This window comes from Corynebacterium sp. UD i78 (assembly GCF_056280545.1).
This window is the reverse complement of sequence record NZ_JBWCED010000001.1, coordinates 479319-496441: the sequence shown is the minus strand read 5'-3', so window position 1 is coordinate 496441 and position 17123 is coordinate 479319. Positions and strand designations below refer to the sequence as shown.

The window sequence follows — 17123 nt, the reverse complement described above, 5'->3', positions numbered from 1 at the left end:
GGCACCCTCTAGAACGTATTCAAGAATCTAATCGACGAACTTTAAGAGATGTTCGGTCTCAGTCAACAAAACGTGATAACTTGGACGATTCACCCAATAATTGCATATGTCGTACTTCGGGCTAATAAGATCAATCGTAATCTTAACCTGACTTCCCCTTTTGGTATATATCACTTTTTTGGAAACCGCAGACGATGACACCGGAGTAATAAATGTCCTGTCGATAATACTATCAATAGTCTTCATTGGTTTTTTCTTTTTTGGCTTCTGAATCCAAGCTCTCACGGCAGAATCTGTCGCGTTCCGATCAACATGACGTATGCCTATTTCCCGCTTTTCTCGTTCGTCACGCCTAAGGCGATTCCCTCCAGAAGTAGTAGGAATGGCTACAGAAAAGTCGCTCGGGTCGTACCCCTTTAGAATCTCAAGCATAAGCGTCGGGTCAGATACCACATCCAATTCTATGGTGAATTTTATCCCAGTGACCTGAAGCAACATTGCTTTAACATACTCGCAAAAAGGTTCTGCTGGCGAGTCATTTCCCATAGACTCAACGCTGATCCAGAATCCATGCCTTGTGGAGTTCGCGAGAATAAAAATCCTGAGGTCGCGCATTTGGTATGTGTTCTCAATATCCACGTCACGGTTCCCCATCGGGTCTGACGTCCTGGTAAAAGCATTGTCTCGGCCCGCGTCAATTTGACACTCATAGCAATCCCACGCACCCCAGGGATGAGAAGAGGCAATCTCAACTTTCCGAAGCGCCCCAAATCTTCCGTCCGCCATACTAAGCGGGGAAACTCGAACAGAGTACTTGCTTTTCTTATTACCTTTAGAATCCTCAACAAGACGGCCGACTTGCTCATCTTTATTATGATTAATGATTGCTATTATAGCGTCCTCCAGGGTCATGCTTTTTGTCCCTGTGTCGCCATTTAATATCTGATCAGATAGCTTCATATAGCTGTCTTTTCGATATTGCGGCCGGAGTTTTATTCTCCACAAAGTTTGTTTGATCTTCATTTATCAATCTCCCCTTAACCCTCGTCGGTACTCAAAGCAGCAACAAACGCTTCCTGCGGCACGGAGACCGAGCCGATGGACTTCATGCGCTTCTTGCCTTCCTTCTGCTTCTCCAGCAGTTTCTTCTTGCGGGAGATGTCGCCACCATAGCACTTGCTGAGAACATCCTTACGAAGAGCGCGGATATTGGTACGCGAGATGATCTTCGAGCCGATGGCAGCCTGCACCGGCACCTCGAACTGCTGACGGGGGATCAGCTCCTTGAGCTTCTTCGTCATCTTGTTGCCGTAGTGCAGGGCGTTCTCCCGGTGCACGATCGCCGCGAAGGCGTCCACCGGCTCCCCCTGCAGCAGGATGTCCACCTTCACCAGATCCGCCAGCTGCTCGCCGTTCTCCTCGTAGTTCAGCGACGCATAGCCCTTCGTCTTCGACTTCAGCATGTCGAAGAAGTCGAAGATGATCTCACCCATCGGCATGTAGTAGCGCAGCTCCACACGGTCCGTCGACAGGAAGTCCATGTTCTTCATCTGGCCGCGCTTCTCCTGACACAACGTCATCACCCCACCCAGGAACTCCTCCGGCACGATGATGGTCATGTCCACCATCGGCTCGTAGACCTCCTTGATCTTCCCCTCCGGCCAGTCAGACGGGTTCTGCACAAACAGTTCCTCGCCGTTCTCCGCGATCACCTTGTAGACCACGCTCGGCGCGGTCGAAATCAGGTCCAGGTCGAACTCACGCTCAAGACGCGTCCTGGTGATCTCCATGTGCAGCAGCCCCAGGAAGCCACAACGGAAACCGAAGCCCAGCGCAGTGGACGTCTCCGGCTCGAAGGTCAGCGAAGCGTCATTCAACTGCAGCTTCTCGATCGCCTCGCGCAGGTCCGGGTACTGGTCCGCAGAGACCGGGAACAGGCCCGAGTACACCATCGGCGTCGGCTCCGAGTAGCCCTTCAGCGGTTCCTCTGCTCCCTTGTTCGCCCACGTCACCGTGTCGCCCACCTTCGACAGGCGCACATCCTTCACACCTGTGATGATGTAGCCCACCTCCCCCACGCCGAGGCCCTTGGTCTTCGTCGGCTGCGGGGAGACCACTCCGATCTCCAGGGCCTCATGCGTCGAGCCCGAGGACATCATCGTGATCTTCTGGCGCGGCTCCAGGGTGCCGTCGACCATACGGATGTAGGTCACCACGCCCCGGAAGATGTCGTAGACCGAGTCGAAGATCAGCGCGCGGGCCGGCGCATCCTCATCCCCGGTCGGAGACGGCACCAGCTCACAGACCTTGTCCAGCATCTCCGGGATGCCCTCACCGGTCTTCGCCGAGATGCGCAGAACCTCCTCCGGCTCACAGCCGATGATGTTCGCGATCTCCAGGGAGTACTTCTCCGGGTCCGCCGCCGGCAGGTCGATCTTGTTGAGGACCGGGATGATCTCCAGGTCTTTCTCCATCGCCAGGTAGAGGTTCGCCAGGGTCTGCGCCTCGATGCCCTGCGCGGCGTCCACCAGAAGGATCGCACCCTCACACGCCTCCAGGGCGCGCGAGACCTCGTAGGTGAAGTCCACGTGGCCGGGGGTGTCGATGAGGTGCATCACCAGCTCCTCGCCCTTGTTCGCCCCGGAGCGCGGGATCCACGGCAGGCGCACGTTCTGCGCCTTGATGGTGATGCCGCGTTCGCGCTCGATGTCCATGTTGTCCAGGTACTGGTCGCGCATGTCACGGTCGTCGATGACGCCGGACAGCTGCAGAATCCGGTCCGCCAGGGTGGACTTGCCGTGGTCGATGTGGGCGATGATGCAGAAGTTGCGGATACGGCTCGGCTCCGTGAACGTGTCGAGAGCGTAATTCTGCTGCTTCGGCGCCATGGGGTCCTCCTGGTGATGCGCTGCCCTGACCCGGGGTGCCGGGCAGGTGGATATCGGGTCGAGCCTACCAAGTGGCGTCCCTCCTACTGTCCGGATGGGGTTGCTGGCGAGCTGACCTCCTTCGCTCCACCAACAGGGCGGGCCCAGCACATCCGTGCGAGTCTCCGGCAGTTGCTTCCTCCGTCCCCGCTATTATTTTCCTGTGACTACAGCACAGGAACCCGCACCGTCGACTGCAGATCGACTCCTCTCCAAGAGTAGGGAGTCTTTCGTCCTCGCTGTCGAGCTCTACAACCGTCCGACCCTGGGAAACCATGCGGAAGCCTGCGTCATCTTCCTCTGCAACGCCTGGGAACTCATGCTCAAGGCGCATCTCGTCAAGATGGGCGGGAACCGCGCCATCTACTACCCCGGCGATTCGGGACGTACCCTCGCGCTGGAAGACTGCCTGCGCAAAGTGTTCACCAACGACAAGGATCCCCTCCGCCGCAACATGGACGAGATCATTCGCTTCCGGAACACTGCGACCCACTTTGTCGTCGATGAGTACGACATGATCTACGGTCCACTGCTCCAAGCCTGCGTCTCCAACTTCGCCGACAAGCTCGAGGAACTGCACGCCGAGTCCGTAGCGGATTTGATTCCCGAGAACCATCTCGCACTGGTCGTCAACCGGACCTTATTCGAGCCGGAACAGGTCCGCACCAAATATGAACCTGAAGTGGCAGAACGATTACTGACTCTCTGGGAAGAGACCCGCAACAACGCCGGCAATGACGGCAACATGCGGTACGCCTTCACCTACGACACCAACCTTCGACTGGTGAACAAGGCGAAGGAGGCAGACCTGTCGGTCTTCGTCGACAAGGAGGCGGGTACCGGTATCGCCATCGTCAAGGATCTCAAGGATCCGAAGACCAAGTACCCCTTCCGGATGAACCAGGCCGTAGCGGAAGTCAATCGGAGGCTCAGGAAGAAGCAGGCACAGGTGATGCTCAACGGAGAGGTGAAGCCCGAGTTCAACCGTGCGCACTGGGGATACTTCGTCAAGGTTTTCGACTTCAAGAATGATCCACGGTTCGGCTACGACTCCCATACCGAGACCGACGGTAACCCCTGGTACAGCTACTCCGGCCAGGCTGTGGACCTCGTGGTGTCGCAGCTCCTCAAAGATCCGGAGAAGGGTCTGGACATCATCAAGCACCAGGCCACCGGCAAGTAGAAAGCTCCGACCCCAGGAGCAAAGGATGCTCAGGCCCTTAAGGCCCTACTCCCATTCGGGAACCCAGCTGTAATCCACTCAAGTCGAAGCTATAGCCCCGAGGGTAGCAGGTAGCACACCAGGGCGCACCTACCACGCTGACAGCTACTGAGTCAGGCGCATGACGGGGACGATCAGCCCCCTGTCCCGACCGGTGCGTCCCTGCATCTGATCCCCGCTTGTACGGACATCCCCCTGCGGCCAGTTAAGATAATCCCGTTATGGATACAACTGAACACTCTGAACACAGCGAGGCGTCCTCCGCCGACCAGCACACCGACCAGCACACCGACCAGCACACCGACCACCTCGTCTACGCGATGCCGCCGAAGAAGTCGGCCTACCGACGCTGGTACGGCGCACAGCACCCCAATGTCCAGATGGTGCTCTCCCAGCTGTGGATGCCCGTGTTCATGCTCATCATGTTCATCCTCTGCTACGTCGCCCCCTTCCAGCACGCCGCCCCGCGCGACGCCCCCATCGGCGTCGTCGGCACCGTCGAGGAGACCCGGACCCTCCAGGCCGCCGCCGACCGGGGCGAGCCCGGCGCGATCGCGTTCGAGAACCTCCCCGACTACACCACCGCCACCCGGCAGGTCAGCGACGGCGAGCTCGCCGCCGCCTATGACGTGGACTCCCACACGCTCATCACCGCCTCCGCCCTTCAGGCCCAGGCAGCGAACATCATCCCGAAGATCGTCACACCGGTACTGCCCGCCCTCGGACAGGACGAGACCCCGGCTGTCGACGACCTCGCTCCCCTGCCCGCGCACGACATCGGCATGACCCCCATGTACCTCATGATCGCCTGGTGCATCTCCGGCTACCTCGCCGCCATGTTCGTCGGACTCATGGGTGGTCCACTGGGCCGGCGCGTCCGCTTCTTCATCATCGCCTGCACCGCGGTCCTGCTGAGCTTCCTCTCCGCCCTGCTCGTCGACCCGATCCTCGGTGCGATCACCGGTCACTTCTGGGCACTGTGGGGACTCGGCTTCGTCTGGGCTTTCGCCATCGGCGCGGCCGTCAACGGCGTCTCCTACTTCGTCGGACGCTTCGTCGCCGTGCCCGCGATGCTCATGTGCATCTTCCTGTCGATGCCGGCCTCCGGTGGCGCACTGCCGATCTGGATGATGCCCCGGTTCTTCGAATGGATCTCCCGCGGCGTCGTCGGCAACGGCATCACCGAGATGCTCAAGGAACTCGTCTACGGCGTCGGCCCCGGCTACACCCACGGCTGGATCCTGATCGCCTGCTACATCGTCGCCGGCGTCCTGCTGTCGCTGGTCGGCAAGCCCTTCCGCGAGCGCAGGCTCATCCGCCGCATCCTGCGCGGACGCACCACCATGTTCCAGGACGCCCAGAAGGCCGCCGGACGCCACGGGGCGGTCGAACAGAAGAAGGTCCTCGCCGCCCACGGCCTGGAGATCCGCGAGTCCGACGGCGCTGTCATGCGCATCCCGGCAGAGGCCCACCACCACGGTCTGCGTGAGAAGGTCGACGAGGTCGTCACCCACATCGACGAGGCTGCATCCGAGAAGGCGCAGCACCACGGAGGCGCGGTCGTCTCCGCCGACGGCACGCTGCTGAAGGACGCCCCGGTAACCGGTCTCGAGGCCACCCAGGGCGACTTCGAGGACCTGCGGTCACAGACCCGACGAGACAACGACGGGTAGCATTCCGGGCCCGTGGCGACGAAGCGGCAACTGAACCAAGGTAGGGCTACCATGGTGGCCATGACGGAGCCTGCCCGCACCCACAGCAATCCCGTCCGCAGGGCCCGGCATTTCATCGAGCGTCACTTCCACCACCGCGGCCACCTCGACCGCGGCATCGATGAGCTGCACGCCAACCTCGGACTGTCCAATGGCCCGACCGTCGAGCGTGAGGACCGCTCGGTCACCGTCACCGTGCCGACCGGCACCCTGGCCCGCCCGGTGATCTACGCCCCAGACATGGACGGGCAGGTCGATCCCGGCGAGGTCGTCTGGTACGGCGTCGTCCGCGCCCGGGACGCTGCCCCCGAGATGCGCGCCTGCCTCATCATCGGACGCAACGAGCACACCCTGCTCGGCATGCTCATCAGCTCGAACCCGGAACACCGCACCGACGACAACTGGATCCCCATCGGCACCGGACTCTGGGACCCCAAGGGCAACAAGTGCTGGGTCCGCATCGACCGCGTGGTGGAGATCCCCGAGGCCCGGATCCAGCGTCGCGGCGTCTCCATGCCGGAACGACGCTACGACCGCATCGCCGGCGCACTGCGCACCGAGCACGGCTGGTCCTGAGTGGCTGCTGTGCCGTCAGAACCCGACCAGCACGGACTGTTCGACATGCCCGAACCACCCCGCGAACCGGTCGACCTGCCGTCCGGGGCACGGTTCCTGCCTGACTGGCTGACCATGGACCAGCAGCAGTGGATCGTCCGCCAGTACCGGCAGTGGTGCAACGGTCCGGTCCCGCCGCGGCGCCCCCGCTACGGCTCCGGGCAGATGAGCGTGGAGATGCTCTCCCTGGGCTGGCACTGGGCCGGCAACGGGTTCTCCCGGAATGCCGTCGACGTCAACAACGCCCGCATCCTGCCGATGCCGGACTGGGCGGTGAAGGTCGGCCGGATGGTCACCGGCGATCCGACGTACACACCCGACAGCCTGCTGGCGAACCACTACGGCCCGGGCGCGACGATGGGCATGCACCGCGACGCCGACGAGTCCTCCCCCCGCCCCGGTCGTCTCGCTGTCGATCGGCGACACCTGCCGCTTCCGCTTCGGCAACGCCGAGACCCGCACGAAGCCGTACACCGATGTCGAGCTGCGTTCCGGAGATGCCTTCGTCTTCGGTGGCCCCGCCCGGTGGAACTTCCACGGCGTCCCCAGGGTCTTCGACGGCACCGCGCCGGACGAGTGCGGCATCACCGGCCGGCTGAACATCACCATGCGAGTGACAGGAATGGACTCATGAGCGACTCAGGACTCATCACCGGTGACGACGGGCTGACGCGTCCGGCATGGGCCGCGTCCGACCCGCTGCTGCGCGACTACTACGACACCGAATGGGGCATGCCGGTCCGCACCGAGCAGGGCATGTTCGAGCGGCTGAGCCTGGAGGCCTTCCAGTCCGGGCTGAGCTGGGCGACGATCCTGCGTAAACGTCCGGCGTTCCGCGCCGCCTTCGCCGACTTCGATCCGGACGCGGTCGCCGCCTTCACCGACGTGGACGTGGAACGTCTCATGGCGGACGCCGGCATCGTGCGCAACCGTCGCAAGGTCCTCGCGACACTGAACAATGCCCGGGCCACGGTGGCCATGCGGGGCAGCGGGAACACAGAAGACCGGGACCTGGCGTCCTTCATCTGGTCCTTCGCGCCGGAACGCACGCCGGAGCCGGAGAGTATCGGGGAGATCCCGACGACCTCGGCGGAGTCCGTGGCACTGGCGAAGGCGCTGAAGAAGCGCGGTTTCGCCTTCGTCGGGCCGACGACGATGTTCGCTCTGATGGAGGCCGTGGGCATCGTCGACACGCATCTGGTCGGCTCGTGGCGCAGGGGTAGCTCGGGGGTGTGGTGATCCGTGGCACACTCGTCAGTGAAAGGAGAGTACTTTCATGACTGAGACCACCAGGACCCTCACCCCTTTCGAGGCGTTCGAGCTGGAGATCTGGGGACTGGGCAACGCCTTCGACCGTAACCGGACGGTGCCGATTCTGCTCGATTTCGCGGTGCGGCAGCGCGAGCACTCCCTGTCCGACGCGGTCGAGGCGACACTGCAGATCTACCGTCGCTACCGCGAGCGCTACCGGAAGGACGCCCCCACCACCTCGAGGACCTCCATGCTCATCCCCGAGATCGAGGCCTACTCCAACGGACTGCGCACCGACGACAAGGACGCACTGGTCACCCTGCCCGGCACCGACGGTGGCGAGGTGAACTACGTGGTCGATACCGACCTCTTCCGCGAGGTCGACGGCAACCGGGAGTACCCGTGGCGCGAGCGCGAGCCGGTCTCCATTCCGGATGCTGCAGCAGCCTGGGCGACGGCGGTCGAGAGGGTCGCGGCTATCGGCATCTCGGTCGACTACTACGGGGCAGGACGCACCGCCGACCGGTCGGGTGCCTTCACCTGCCGCATCAGGGGCGGGCAGCCGGGCCTGGCACCGCAGTCCCCGCTGACCCCGGACAAAGCCTGGTACCAGGTGCGACTGCATGAGGGGCTGACCGACGCCGAGCGGCTCGCTGTGCTGGGCGAGATCCTCGGCTACATCTTCCTCGGCTACGCCCCGCAGGTGTGGTCGGGCGGGGCGCCGTGGACGAACAAGGAGTCCCTGGTGCCTGAGGCGCCGGCGACGTCCCACTGGTGGATCGCGCCGGAGTCCCGTGCGAAGTCGTCAGAGACCCCGGGTCCGCTGCTGCGCGCCACCTCCCGGAGCTTCACCGACATGGAGGCCCGGCAGGCGATGTTGGCCGGGGCCGTCGGTGCGGCCCGGGCAGGGCTGATCCCCTATCTCGCCTCCGACGGGGAGCTCGGGTCGCCGGGGCGGGTACTCAAGGACATGCGCTGGGTGCCGGTACTCCAGGCTGCGGTGCAGATCGAGGAGCTGCTGGGTGGGAAGATGCGTCCTCCGGTGGCTGCACCGCCGACGGGCAGGACGTCCCGGGGCTTCGATGAGGCGTGAGTGTGAGGCGTGAATTAGGGCACTGCACTGCACGCGTGTAGGGTGTATCAGGTTGACCCGCGACCGTGCGTGGCGCATTCACCGCATCCGGCAGGACCTTGGGCCGGATGTCAGAGACCGTGTCTGCGGCTGACCCGCACGGAAGTGGCGAACGATCAGAAGTATCGCCAGATTCACCGTTCAGGAAGAGGTATTCCCCATGGCCAACATCAAGCAGCAGAAGAAGCGCGTCCTCACCAACGAGCTCGCCCGTCAGCGTAACCAGGCTGTCCGTTCCCGCCTGCGCACCGAGACCCGCAAGTTCCACGCCCTGGTCGCCGCCGGCGACGCCGAGGGTGCCGCCGCTCAGCTGCGCGTCGCCTCCCGTCTCTACGACAAGGCCGCCACCAAGCACGTCATCCACAAGAACAACGCCGCCAACAAGAAGTCCGGTCTGGCTGCCGAGCTGAACAAGCTCACCGCCAAGTAGTTCGGCTATTGTAGGTCCGCCTCTGCGGCGCCGGTTGTCGGTGCCCTGGCTGTCTGTGGTCCCAGTGTCCCTGTGACACTCTCACCGCCCGTCATTCTCCACGGATGACGGGCGGTTTGCTGTGCGTGGGGTCTTTTCGCAGCCGTGCGCCATCCCCTTGTGCCCAGTGCCATCCAGTTGGGACGGTTGCCCCGGAAAATCGACCCAACCCGATGGCGCTGGACCCAACCCGATGGCCCCGTAACCACCTGTTCACTCCCCCACCACCGGGCTGCCACATCAACGCCACTGCCTCGTGACCCGGCGTCCCTAAGCTCCCGTGAGGTGCGGACAACCACCGCATCATCCACTCTCCCAACCTCTCAGGGGCTTACTCTCCCATGACATCCTCGTCATCCTCACGCAGGCACCTCACCGCCGCGTCCCTCGCCATCCTCACAGCACTCACCGCATCCGCTGCCTCCACGACAGCCACCGCCGTTGCCGAGGACCTGCCCGGCTCCTCGCCCGCCGGCTCAGCAGGCTCGACAGGCTCAGCAGGCTCGATCACCGGTTCCCTCCCCGGCTCCTCCGACCCCACCCCCTCCACCAACGACGGCCTCTACGAAGGCCGCGTCGAGGTCTCCGACGTCCCTGCCGAGGACCAGTCCACCTTCACCGGCCAGGTCTTCGACGACGCCAACCGCAACTCCACCTTCGACGACGGCGAAGAGCCGATCGCCGGCGTCCCCGTGAGCAACGGGGTCGACGTCGTCACCACCGACGATGAGGGACGCTACGAGCTGCCCGCCGGAGACAACCTCACCCTGTCGGTCACCCAGCCGGCCGGCTGGCAGGTGCCGGTGGACGCCGACAACTTCGCCCAGTTCAGCTACAACCACCTGCCCGAGGGCTCCACCGACCTGAAGTTCGGTGGCCTGGAGCCGACCGGCGATGTGCCGGCCGCAGTGAACTTCCCCATGGCGAAGTCCGAGGCCACGGCGGCCGAAGACCAGTCCTGCCCGGTGGCCGCGGACACCCAGACCTACGACAAGGAGGAGGTCGGGTACGCCGCCAAGGGTGGTCCCGCCGACCTCGCCGAGCGTGACGACTACGCCGGCTGCGGCGTCATGCTGCTGGGCGACAATGTCGGCGATGACCTGTCGCTGAACCCGGATCTCCGCTCGCTGTACGCGGACATGAACGGCCCGGTGCGCGCGTTGCCCGGCAACCACGACATGGACTATGACGCCGCGGACGACTCACACGCCACGGACACCTACCGGCAGGACTTCGGTGCGACGCACTACTCCTACAACGTCGGCGACACCCACTTCATCGCCCTCGACAACATCGAGTACAAGGGCGCGAACCCGGACGGCTCAAAGAACAGCTATCTGGAGAAGGTCGGCGAGGAGCAGCTGACCTGGCTGAAGAACGACCTCGCCCAGGTCGACGAGGACGCGCAGGTGGTGGTCTACTCCCACGCGCCGATCGTGAACTACAAGGAGATGATCACCGATGACGCCCTCGACTTCTACGACGCGGTCTCCTCGCACCCGAATCTGGTGACCGTCGGCGGCCACACCCACACCCTCGAGCACCTGCTCGCCGGCGAGCAGCGCGAGGAGTGGAAGGACGCCGGGCTGTCCGAGCTCCCGAACGACCAGATCGTCGCCGGTGCGGTCTCCGGCGACTGGTACTCCGGCGGACTCAACGAGAACGGTGTCCCCTACGCCTACACCTCCGAGGCCGCGGAGCCTGGCGTGTACACGCTGACCTTCTCCGGCGATGAGCCGGGGACCTACGGCGGCTACTACACGGTGCGAGGTGCCGACCAGGACCACCAGCAGCTCATCGGCATCAACTCGCCGACGTGGCGCGAGTGGGCCGAGAAGGCTCAGGCGTGGCAGGACGACGACAAGGCGGGCGACGGGCCGTCGTCGATTGATCCGCTGACGGTGTCCGCCGATGATCTGAAGGACGGGAAGTCCTTCCTGACCTCCAGCTTCTTCGGTGGTTCCACAGAGGCGACGGTGTCCGTCTCCTTCGACGGTGGGGACGCCGTGGACGCGGAGATCACCCAGCCTGCCACCGGCGAGGGCGAGAACAAGGGCTGGGAGTTCACCGATCCGATCTCCGCGACCGAGAACCTGTCGACCACGGGCAATGTGGCGCAGTCCAGCCCGCACCTGTGGCGGACCGCGGTCCCGGCCGACCTGACACCCGGTGAGCACACTGCCGAGGTCACGGCGACGGACCGTTACGGTGCCGGGTACACCGAGACGGTGACATTCACGGTGGAGTAGTACGCAGGGGTGGCCGGGGTGGGTGGTGGTCAGCAAGGATCAGCCGAGCTCAGTCATGGTCGGCACGCCTGTGTGCAACATCACCCTGCCGAAACCGCCTGAGGTGCTCCTAACCTCGGGAGGTGGACAGAGAATCACCTCCCGTACGAAAGGACCACCACCATGGCTTACGCCACCACGAACCCCTACACCGGAGAGGTGGTCAGGACCTTCCCCACCGCCACCGCCGAAGAGATCGACCAGGCTGTCAGTGCCGCGGACGCCACCTTCCGTACCTGGTCGCAGACTCCGGTCGAGCAGCGTGCCGCGGTCCTCGCCAAGGCCGCGGAGATCCTGCGGGAGAACAGGCGCGACTACGCCGAGACCCTCACCCTGGAGATGGGAAAGCTCATCGGCGAGGCGGAGGCCGAGGTCGAACTGTCGGCGTCCATCCTGGACTACTACGCCGTCCACGGTGCCGAGGCACTCGCTCCGCGCTACCTGCGGGCCGAGGGCTTCGGTGACCAGGATGTCGCGCTGGTCAATGACCCGCTGGGCGTCCTCTACGCCGTGGAGCCCTGGAACTTCCCGTACTACCAGGTCATCCGCATCAGCGCACCGCAGTTCCTCGCCGGTAACACCATCGTGCTCAAGCACGCGTCGAATGTGCCGCAGTCCGCGCTGCGCATGGTGGAGCTGTACCGCCGGGCCGGCGCGCCGGAGGGCCTGTTGAACAACGTCTTCGCCGGACACGACGCCACCGACCGGATCCTCGCCGATCCGCGTGTCCGCGGTGTGGCCCTCACCGGTTCCGAGGGCGCCGGTGCCGCGATTGCGGCGGCTGCGGCGAAGAACCTGAAGAAGTCGACTCTTGAGCTGGGCGGCGCGGATGCATTCGTCGTCCTGGAGGATGCCGAGGTCGAGAAGGCCGCCAAGTGGGCGGCATTCGGCCGGCACTGGAACGCGGGCCAGGTGTGTGTATCCTCCAAGCGGCTGATCGTCGTCGACGCGGTGTACGACCGCTTCCTCGCCGAATACCGTCGCCATGTTGCTGAACTGGTCGCCGGTGATCCGATGGATCCGGCGACCACGCTGGCACCGCTGTCCTCCCAGCAGGCCGCGGATGATCTCGTGAAGCAGGTCGAGAAGGCGAGGAGCGAGGGTGCCACCGTTGAGGTGATCGGCGCTGAGGTGCCGGAGCTCGGTGCGTTCGTCCGTCCGCTGCTGGTGACCGATATCCCGGAGGGGTCCGAGACCTCGCAGACCGAGTTCTTCGGTCCGGTGACGCAGCTCTACCGGGCCAAGGATGAGGAGGACGCCGTGCGCATCGCGAATGACACTCCGTTCGGCCTCGGTGGTTCGGTGTTCTCCACGGATATCGAGCGTGCCCGCAAGGTCGCCCGCCGTATCGACACCGGCATGGTGTTCATCAACCAGCCGACCGGTGTGAAGGCGGACGTGCCCTTCGGCGGTGTGAAGCACTCCGGCTACGGTCATGAGCTCATCGACCTGGGTATCAAGGAGTTCGTGAACCAGAAGGTCGTCGTGGTCAGCGACATCGACGGCGCCTTCTGACCGTCTACCGGATCACAGCGGTCTACCGGATGACGGTTCGGACGGTCTGCGGCTCCTCCCCCATGAACTGCCGACGGAAGTAGTCCTTGATCAGGTCGCGCCTGGATTTCTTCTTCCCGTCTCCGGTGGTGAAGGGTGTGGAGGATGCGGCGTGCTGCCGGCCGCCGGATCCCGCCCCGGCTCCCGTTCCCGCCATGCCGGGGCCCACGCCCATGCCGTTCATCCCGACGGCTCCGCCGCGGGTCGCTCCACCAGCTGGTGCACCTCCGGTGGCGGCACCGGGGACGCCGGTCCCCGGGGCGCCGGTCCTGCCTGCAGTGCCGGGCCCGCCGGTGGCCCCGGTTCCACCCGGTCCCCCGGGGCCAGTAGTGCCGCCGGTGCTGCCCGTGCCGCCGGTGCCACCCATCGACAGCGACCGTGGCAGCAGCGGCTGAGCCACCGTCCCGGTACCGGTCCGGGTTCCGGTACCGGCCATCGCCGGGGACCCGGTGGACCTGTTCATGCCGGTTGCCGGAGATGCTGCGGGGGTGCCACCGCCGGTGGTCTGGACTCCACCGGCCGGCGCGGTCGCAGCAGTTCGCTGCATCGCCGTTTCCATGGGGGCGCCGCCACCCGGTGCTGCACCACCTGCCGGCGCCGTTGTTGACCGCCCCATCGGAGCAGCCGGTGCCGCCGCGCTGAGCGTGTTCGCGACCTGGCCTGTCTGCTGGGCGATCTGGGTGACCTGTTGTGTCGCCATGGTCTGGCCGGCTGCCTGTGCTCCACCGGAGACCTGGGTAGCCACTTCACCCATCGCCTGGGTGGCGACCGTCCCGGTGGTGAGTGCCCCGCCTCCGGTGTGGCCGATCACTTCCACACCGAGGTTGCTGACGGTCGGGCGGGCGATGTCCAGCGCCGGTTGCAGGTAGGAGGACACGAACGCTGCGACCTCGGCCTGGGTCTCGGCGTCAACCGTGGCCATCGTCAGCGCTGCGGCAGCGGCACCACCCGGGGTGGCTGCAGCTGCAATGGTCGCCGCAGTTTTCCTGGTCTCGGCCTCCGCGACCATGGCGGTCAGTGTCGCGTGGGCTGTCGCGCGGATCTGCGGGAGTTCCAGCATCGAGGTTCCCATCGCGGTGGCATTGGCTGCGATGATCGTCCCCTGGCTGACAACGTCACTGATTGCCGACTGCATGGTGATGAAGGCTTCGCCCTCAGTGTTCGCGGCAAGGGTCGCCGACGCGCTCTGGAGGGTCTTTGCCGCTGTGGCCAGCTTCTTCCCTCCCCGAATCCAGGTGTCCGATGCCATGAGTATTGAACTGTCGTCACCGGTGAACATCGCCAACAGCGCCTTGATCTCGGTACCGGATTCAATGGCTGCGATCGGTGGTGTGTAGGCGAGGTCCAGGATCGGCACGTCCTTGCGGGTCGGCAGAATGAGCGTTCCCTGTTCCAGCTGGCGGGCCTTGGTGCCTGCGATGGGGTCATTGAAGAACGCCTCAGCGGCACCCGCTTCCTGCGCCTCGACGGCCTCGACGAGTCTCATCATCGATTCCTGGAGAAAATTGACACTCTCCAGCATCGACTGCGTCGCGATTGCCAGGGATCCCGGATGGTCCCCGATGTACGAGGTGTACTGAGCGGCGACAGCTCCAAGTGCTGGCGATGTCGTAAACGACCCGACCACAAATCCTTCGTACCGTCCCTTGAATAAGACCTCGCTGGCAACTTGAACTTCTTCAAGAGCCTGATACACGCCTTCGACTTCAACTCGAAACAAGATAGCCCCCAATTGAGTTATTGATTATTTGATATCCGAGAATAGCCTGATCACATCCACCGGTCCGATCGGCGTCTCCCGACCAAGAAAACATCACGCCGTCTCGATTCTTAGGTCTTCCAAAAGGTATACATCCAGAGATTTCAGAGAACCCGCCTTCATTAACAACTTCAACCCCGGACTCATCCAAAGAGGAAACTCCATCCTCTCCAAGAAAGTGGTCCGGAGATGTATCTGAACCCCAGAAGATCTCAACGTGCCGAATCAAGGGCTCCCTGGACGCCCCTCTTGCCGCACAGAGCACATATCCCGGGCCTACGTCGGGCGGCGTTCCCGCCATGATTTCGAGCGTTTCCAGTCGCTCGAAAACTTCCGGCGCGCAGACGTTCGGAAGATCAACACTGTCCGGCGTCCGCGCAGCATCACCCAACGGCTCCAGCTCCAGCGGCTGCCCCACGAACTGCTGAGACTTCCAGACCAGGCGGTCCAGCGGATCCCTCGGCTCAGTCTCGAACCAGATGCCCACATGCCCGGCAGGCTGCAGCATCCGCCCGTCCTCCGTGGTCACCGGTACCTCAACAGCAACGTCCGCATCCACAGAGGACGCGGCAGCAGCGTCTTCGACATCAGCATCGCCGCTCCCACTCGAAGAGCACCCGCTCGATGCGAACAGTATTCCGACCAGCGGCGCAGCCAGAAGCGGCTTCCATCTCCCTCTGGGTCTTCCCCGGCGTCCCGACACCTGATCCCACATCATCCGCCGTCCCGACACACTCCAGGTACGCGTCATACGTCTTTCCCCTTGATCTTCCTCCCCAGATGCCCGCCCCTCGACGGCACATCACCCGGCCGGTTAGCTCAGGTCCCAAAACAATAACCTGCCCTTCCCCGCCCCACAACCCCCTGCAGACATGAAACGACCCCGACCAGGGTGCGGGTCGGGGTCGAGGCTCTCCCACGAGCGTTGGTGTGGTCGAGTTCGCCGTCAACGATAAGCCCCCAACCCCTTCACGTCCCAAAATAACCCACTTCGGGGGTGGACACATCTCATACAGCGAGACGTCGAGGTCGGCTCCACGGTGCTCACAGCCACTGTCAGCTCTGCGCCCGGCGAACCTCAGTACGCGGCAAAGGTGATCCCGTTCGACATGCCCTCGAGAATCTGCTTCCCGTCATCCTGCCGGACCAGCGACGCCCCCAGCCACGCATCATCCACGACCTCCGCTCCCAGCGGTACACCGACGCGCTGACCGTAGTCGAGCCAGACCCCCTCGGGATCGACCTCCCATACGTACCGGACAGCTGACTGCCCCGCCCGGGAGTCCTTGATGAGCATCGCCAACTGCAGGCGGCCATCCGCCGCGATCGCTTGCAACGCCGTCACCGTAGCCACCGACAGGGGCCAGTAGTGACGCGCACGTTCGCGGGCGTCGGCGTCCTCCCAAGGCCAGTCGGCCGACCACCCACGCCGCGTCCCCACCAGGTCACCGGCCCCCACTGCCTTCCCGGGGAACCGCGGCTCGACCTCAGCGCTGACATCCTCGTACTCCTCCATGTCTGCGGTCGAGCCTTTCACGACAATGCAGACGCCGTTCGTGTCCCACTCACCACCGGGCATAAAGCCCCGCAGTTCCGCGGCACGCACCCGGTCGACCTCCAGCTCCTCTGCGCTGTAGAAACGACGCACCTCGGTAGCCGGAATGAGGGCACGTTCGGCATGCTGGCCCGCCACCCTGTTGGTCAGCTCCGCGCCCGGCCGATTGAGCAGCTTGATGATCAGCGTCTCAATGAGGAAAGCTTCCGGCTCCGTGAGATTTCCCCGGACAATGTAGGCGTAGTCTTCCAGCACCAGGTCGTCACCGGCGTTACAAATGATCCGGGCGATCTCCCGGTGTTTCGCGGACAGCTCGACATCCGGGTCCCCATCCTGCTGCGCCATAGCAGCGCGTGCCTCAGCGAAGTGCGCCTGCCAGCGCAGTCCCTTGCCCTTGCCGACGTAGAAGATGTTGTCCGGGTTGAAGCGCCCGGCAGTCACCGGGACCCGGCTGAGGGCATAGACATAGAAGTCACCTTCTCCACCGAGGTTGACATCAGGGTCGGGCGCCTCATGACTATCTCGACGAAGCCTCTTCTGGTGGTCTCTGGGATGCGTCATGGTTCTGACCATAGACGATCACCACCCGTGGCCACAGTCGATTGGGGAGAGCTTCCCACACTTCACACAGGCCTCGCC

At 64.0% G+C, this 17123-nt stretch carries 13 protein-coding genes and 1 pseudogene; 9 read left to right on the top strand and 5 right to left on the bottom strand.

Annotated features, from left to right (window positions below; genetic code table 11):
- Positions 1 to 27: 27 nt before the first annotated feature.
- Positions 28 to 1023 carry a hypothetical protein gene (locus tag ACZ9GM_RS02365; protein WP_476037204.1) on the bottom strand — a complete coding sequence of 332 codons (996 nt, stop codon included), beginning with the start codon at positions 1021 to 1023 and terminating at the stop codon, positions 28 to 30.
- A 14-nt stretch (positions 1024 to 1037) separates the two neighbouring features.
- Positions 1038 to 2888, bottom strand: coding sequence for a translation elongation factor 4 (gene lepA, locus ACZ9GM_RS02360; RefSeq protein WP_312809696.1), 1851 nt, complete (start codon positions 2886 to 2888; stop codon positions 1038 to 1040).
- A 202-nt stretch (positions 2889 to 3090) separates the two neighbouring features.
- Between lepA and ACZ9GM_RS02355 the strand changes: the two genes are divergently transcribed.
- The 9 genes and pseudogenes from ACZ9GM_RS02355 (at position 3091) to ACZ9GM_RS02315 (ending at position 13131) form a co-directional block, all read left to right on the top strand.
- On the top strand, positions 3091 to 4110 hold the full coding sequence (locus ACZ9GM_RS02355) for a DUF3644 domain-containing protein (RefSeq protein WP_291473743.1): 1020 nt from the start codon (positions 3091 to 3093) through the stop codon (positions 4108 to 4110).
- 260 nt (positions 4111 to 4370) lie between these two features.
- Positions 4371 to 5822: an ABC transporter permease gene (locus tag ACZ9GM_RS02350; protein WP_476037203.1), complete on the top strand. Its 1452-nt coding sequence runs from the start codon at positions 4371 to 4373 to the stop codon at positions 5820 to 5822.
- A 60-nt stretch (positions 5823 to 5882) separates the two neighbouring features.
- Positions 5883 to 6437, top strand: a complete 555-nt coding sequence (locus tag ACZ9GM_RS02345) for a type II toxin-antitoxin system PemK/MazF family toxin (RefSeq protein WP_234946342.1) — start codon at positions 5883 to 5885, stop codon at positions 6435 to 6437.
- Between the two features lie 45 nt (positions 6438 to 6482).
- Positions 6483 to 6812 (top strand): annotated as a pseudogene (locus ACZ9GM_RS02340) (alpha-ketoglutarate-dependent dioxygenase AlkB family protein); the annotation flags it as partial.
- Positions 6813 to 7106: 294 nt separating this feature from the next.
- Positions 7107 to 7715, top strand: coding sequence for a DNA-3-methyladenine glycosylase I (locus ACZ9GM_RS02335; protein WP_476038307.1), 609 nt, complete (start codon positions 7107 to 7109; stop codon positions 7713 to 7715).
- 37 nt (positions 7716 to 7752) lie between these two features.
- Positions 7753 to 8820 carry a hypothetical protein gene (locus ACZ9GM_RS02330; RefSeq protein WP_476037202.1) on the top strand — a complete coding sequence of 356 codons (1068 nt, stop codon included), beginning with the start codon at positions 7753 to 7755 and terminating at the stop codon, positions 8818 to 8820.
- A gap of 199 nt (positions 8821 to 9019) precedes the next feature.
- On the top strand, positions 9020 to 9289 hold the full coding sequence (rpsT, locus tag ACZ9GM_RS02325; RefSeq protein ID WP_141329934.1) for a 30S ribosomal protein S20: 270 nt from the start codon (positions 9020 to 9022) through the stop codon (positions 9287 to 9289).
- Positions 9290 to 9669: 380 nt separating this feature from the next.
- Positions 9670 to 11577 carry a calcineurin-like phosphoesterase C-terminal domain-containing protein gene (locus ACZ9GM_RS02320; RefSeq protein ID WP_476037201.1) on the top strand — a complete coding sequence of 636 codons (1908 nt, stop codon included), beginning with the start codon at positions 9670 to 9672 and terminating at the stop codon, positions 11575 to 11577.
- Between the two features lie 162 nt (positions 11578 to 11739).
- Positions 11740 to 13131: an NAD-dependent succinate-semialdehyde dehydrogenase gene (locus tag ACZ9GM_RS02315; RefSeq protein ID WP_291473528.1), complete on the top strand. Its 1392-nt coding sequence runs from the start codon at positions 11740 to 11742 to the stop codon at positions 13129 to 13131.
- A gap of 22 nt (positions 13132 to 13153) precedes the next feature.
- On the opposite strand, the gene ACZ9GM_RS02310 is transcribed toward ACZ9GM_RS02315, so the two are convergent.
- The 3 genes from ACZ9GM_RS02310 to ACZ9GM_RS02300 all read right to left on the bottom strand — a co-directional run bounded on the left by ACZ9GM_RS02310 (position 13154) and on the right by ACZ9GM_RS02300 (position 17045).
- The gene (locus ACZ9GM_RS02310; RefSeq protein ID WP_476037200.1) at positions 13154 to 14659 is read right to left on the bottom strand and encodes a hypothetical protein; all 1506 of its coding nucleotides are present in this window, start codon (positions 14657 to 14659) and stop codon (positions 13154 to 13156) included.
- Positions 14660 to 14876: 217 nt separating this feature from the next.
- Entirely contained in the window at positions 14877 to 15647 is a 771-nt protein-coding gene (locus ACZ9GM_RS02305; RefSeq protein WP_291473530.1) for a hypothetical protein, read from the bottom strand.
- 360 nt (positions 15648 to 16007) lie between these two features.
- Positions 16008 to 17045 (bottom strand): GIY-YIG nuclease family protein, encoded by a 1038-nt coding sequence (locus tag ACZ9GM_RS02300; protein WP_291473531.1) that lies wholly within the window; start codon positions 17043 to 17045, stop codon positions 16008 to 16010.
- Positions 17046 to 17123 lie beyond the last annotated feature (78 nt).

Excerpts from the sequence above, each read along its gene's own strand:
- ACZ9GM_RS02365 (WP_476037204.1), bottom strand. The coding sequence starts at position 1,023 with ATGAAGATCAAACAAACTTTGTGGAGAATAAAACTCCGGCCGCAATAT.
- lepA (WP_312809696.1), bottom strand. The coding sequence starts at position 2,888 with ATGGCGCCGAAGCAGCAGAATTACGCTCTCGACACGTTCACGGAGCCG.
- ACZ9GM_RS02350 (WP_476037203.1), top strand. The coding sequence starts at position 4,371 with ATGGATACAACTGAACACTCTGAACACAGCGAGGCGTCCTCCGCCGAC.
- ACZ9GM_RS02345 (WP_234946342.1), top strand. The coding sequence starts at position 5,883 with ATGACGGAGCCTGCCCGCACCCACAGCAATCCCGTCCGCAGGGCCCGG.
- ACZ9GM_RS02335 (WP_476038307.1), top strand. The coding sequence starts at position 7,107 with ATGAGCGACTCAGGACTCATCACCGGTGACGACGGGCTGACGCGTCCG.
- ACZ9GM_RS02330 (WP_476037202.1), top strand. The coding sequence starts at position 7,753 with ATGACTGAGACCACCAGGACCCTCACCCCTTTCGAGGCGTTCGAGCTG.
- rpsT (WP_141329934.1), top strand. The coding sequence starts at position 9,020 with ATGGCCAACATCAAGCAGCAGAAGAAGCGCGTCCTCACCAACGAGCTC.
- ACZ9GM_RS02320 (WP_476037201.1), top strand. The coding sequence starts at position 9,670 with ATGACATCCTCGTCATCCTCACGCAGGCACCTCACCGCCGCGTCCCTC.
- ACZ9GM_RS02315 (WP_291473528.1), top strand. The coding sequence starts at position 11,740 with ATGGCTTACGCCACCACGAACCCCTACACCGGAGAGGTGGTCAGGACC.
- ACZ9GM_RS02310 (WP_476037200.1), bottom strand. The coding sequence starts at position 14,659 with ATGATGAGACTCGTCGAGGCCGTCGAGGCGCAGGAAGCGGGTGCCGCT.
- ACZ9GM_RS02305 (WP_291473530.1), bottom strand. The coding sequence starts at position 15,647 with ATGATGTGGGATCAGGTGTCGGGACGCCGGGGAAGACCCAGAGGGAGA.
- ACZ9GM_RS02300 (WP_291473531.1), bottom strand. The coding sequence starts at position 17,045 with ATGACGCATCCCAGAGACCACCAGAAGAGGCTTCGTCGAGATAGTCAT.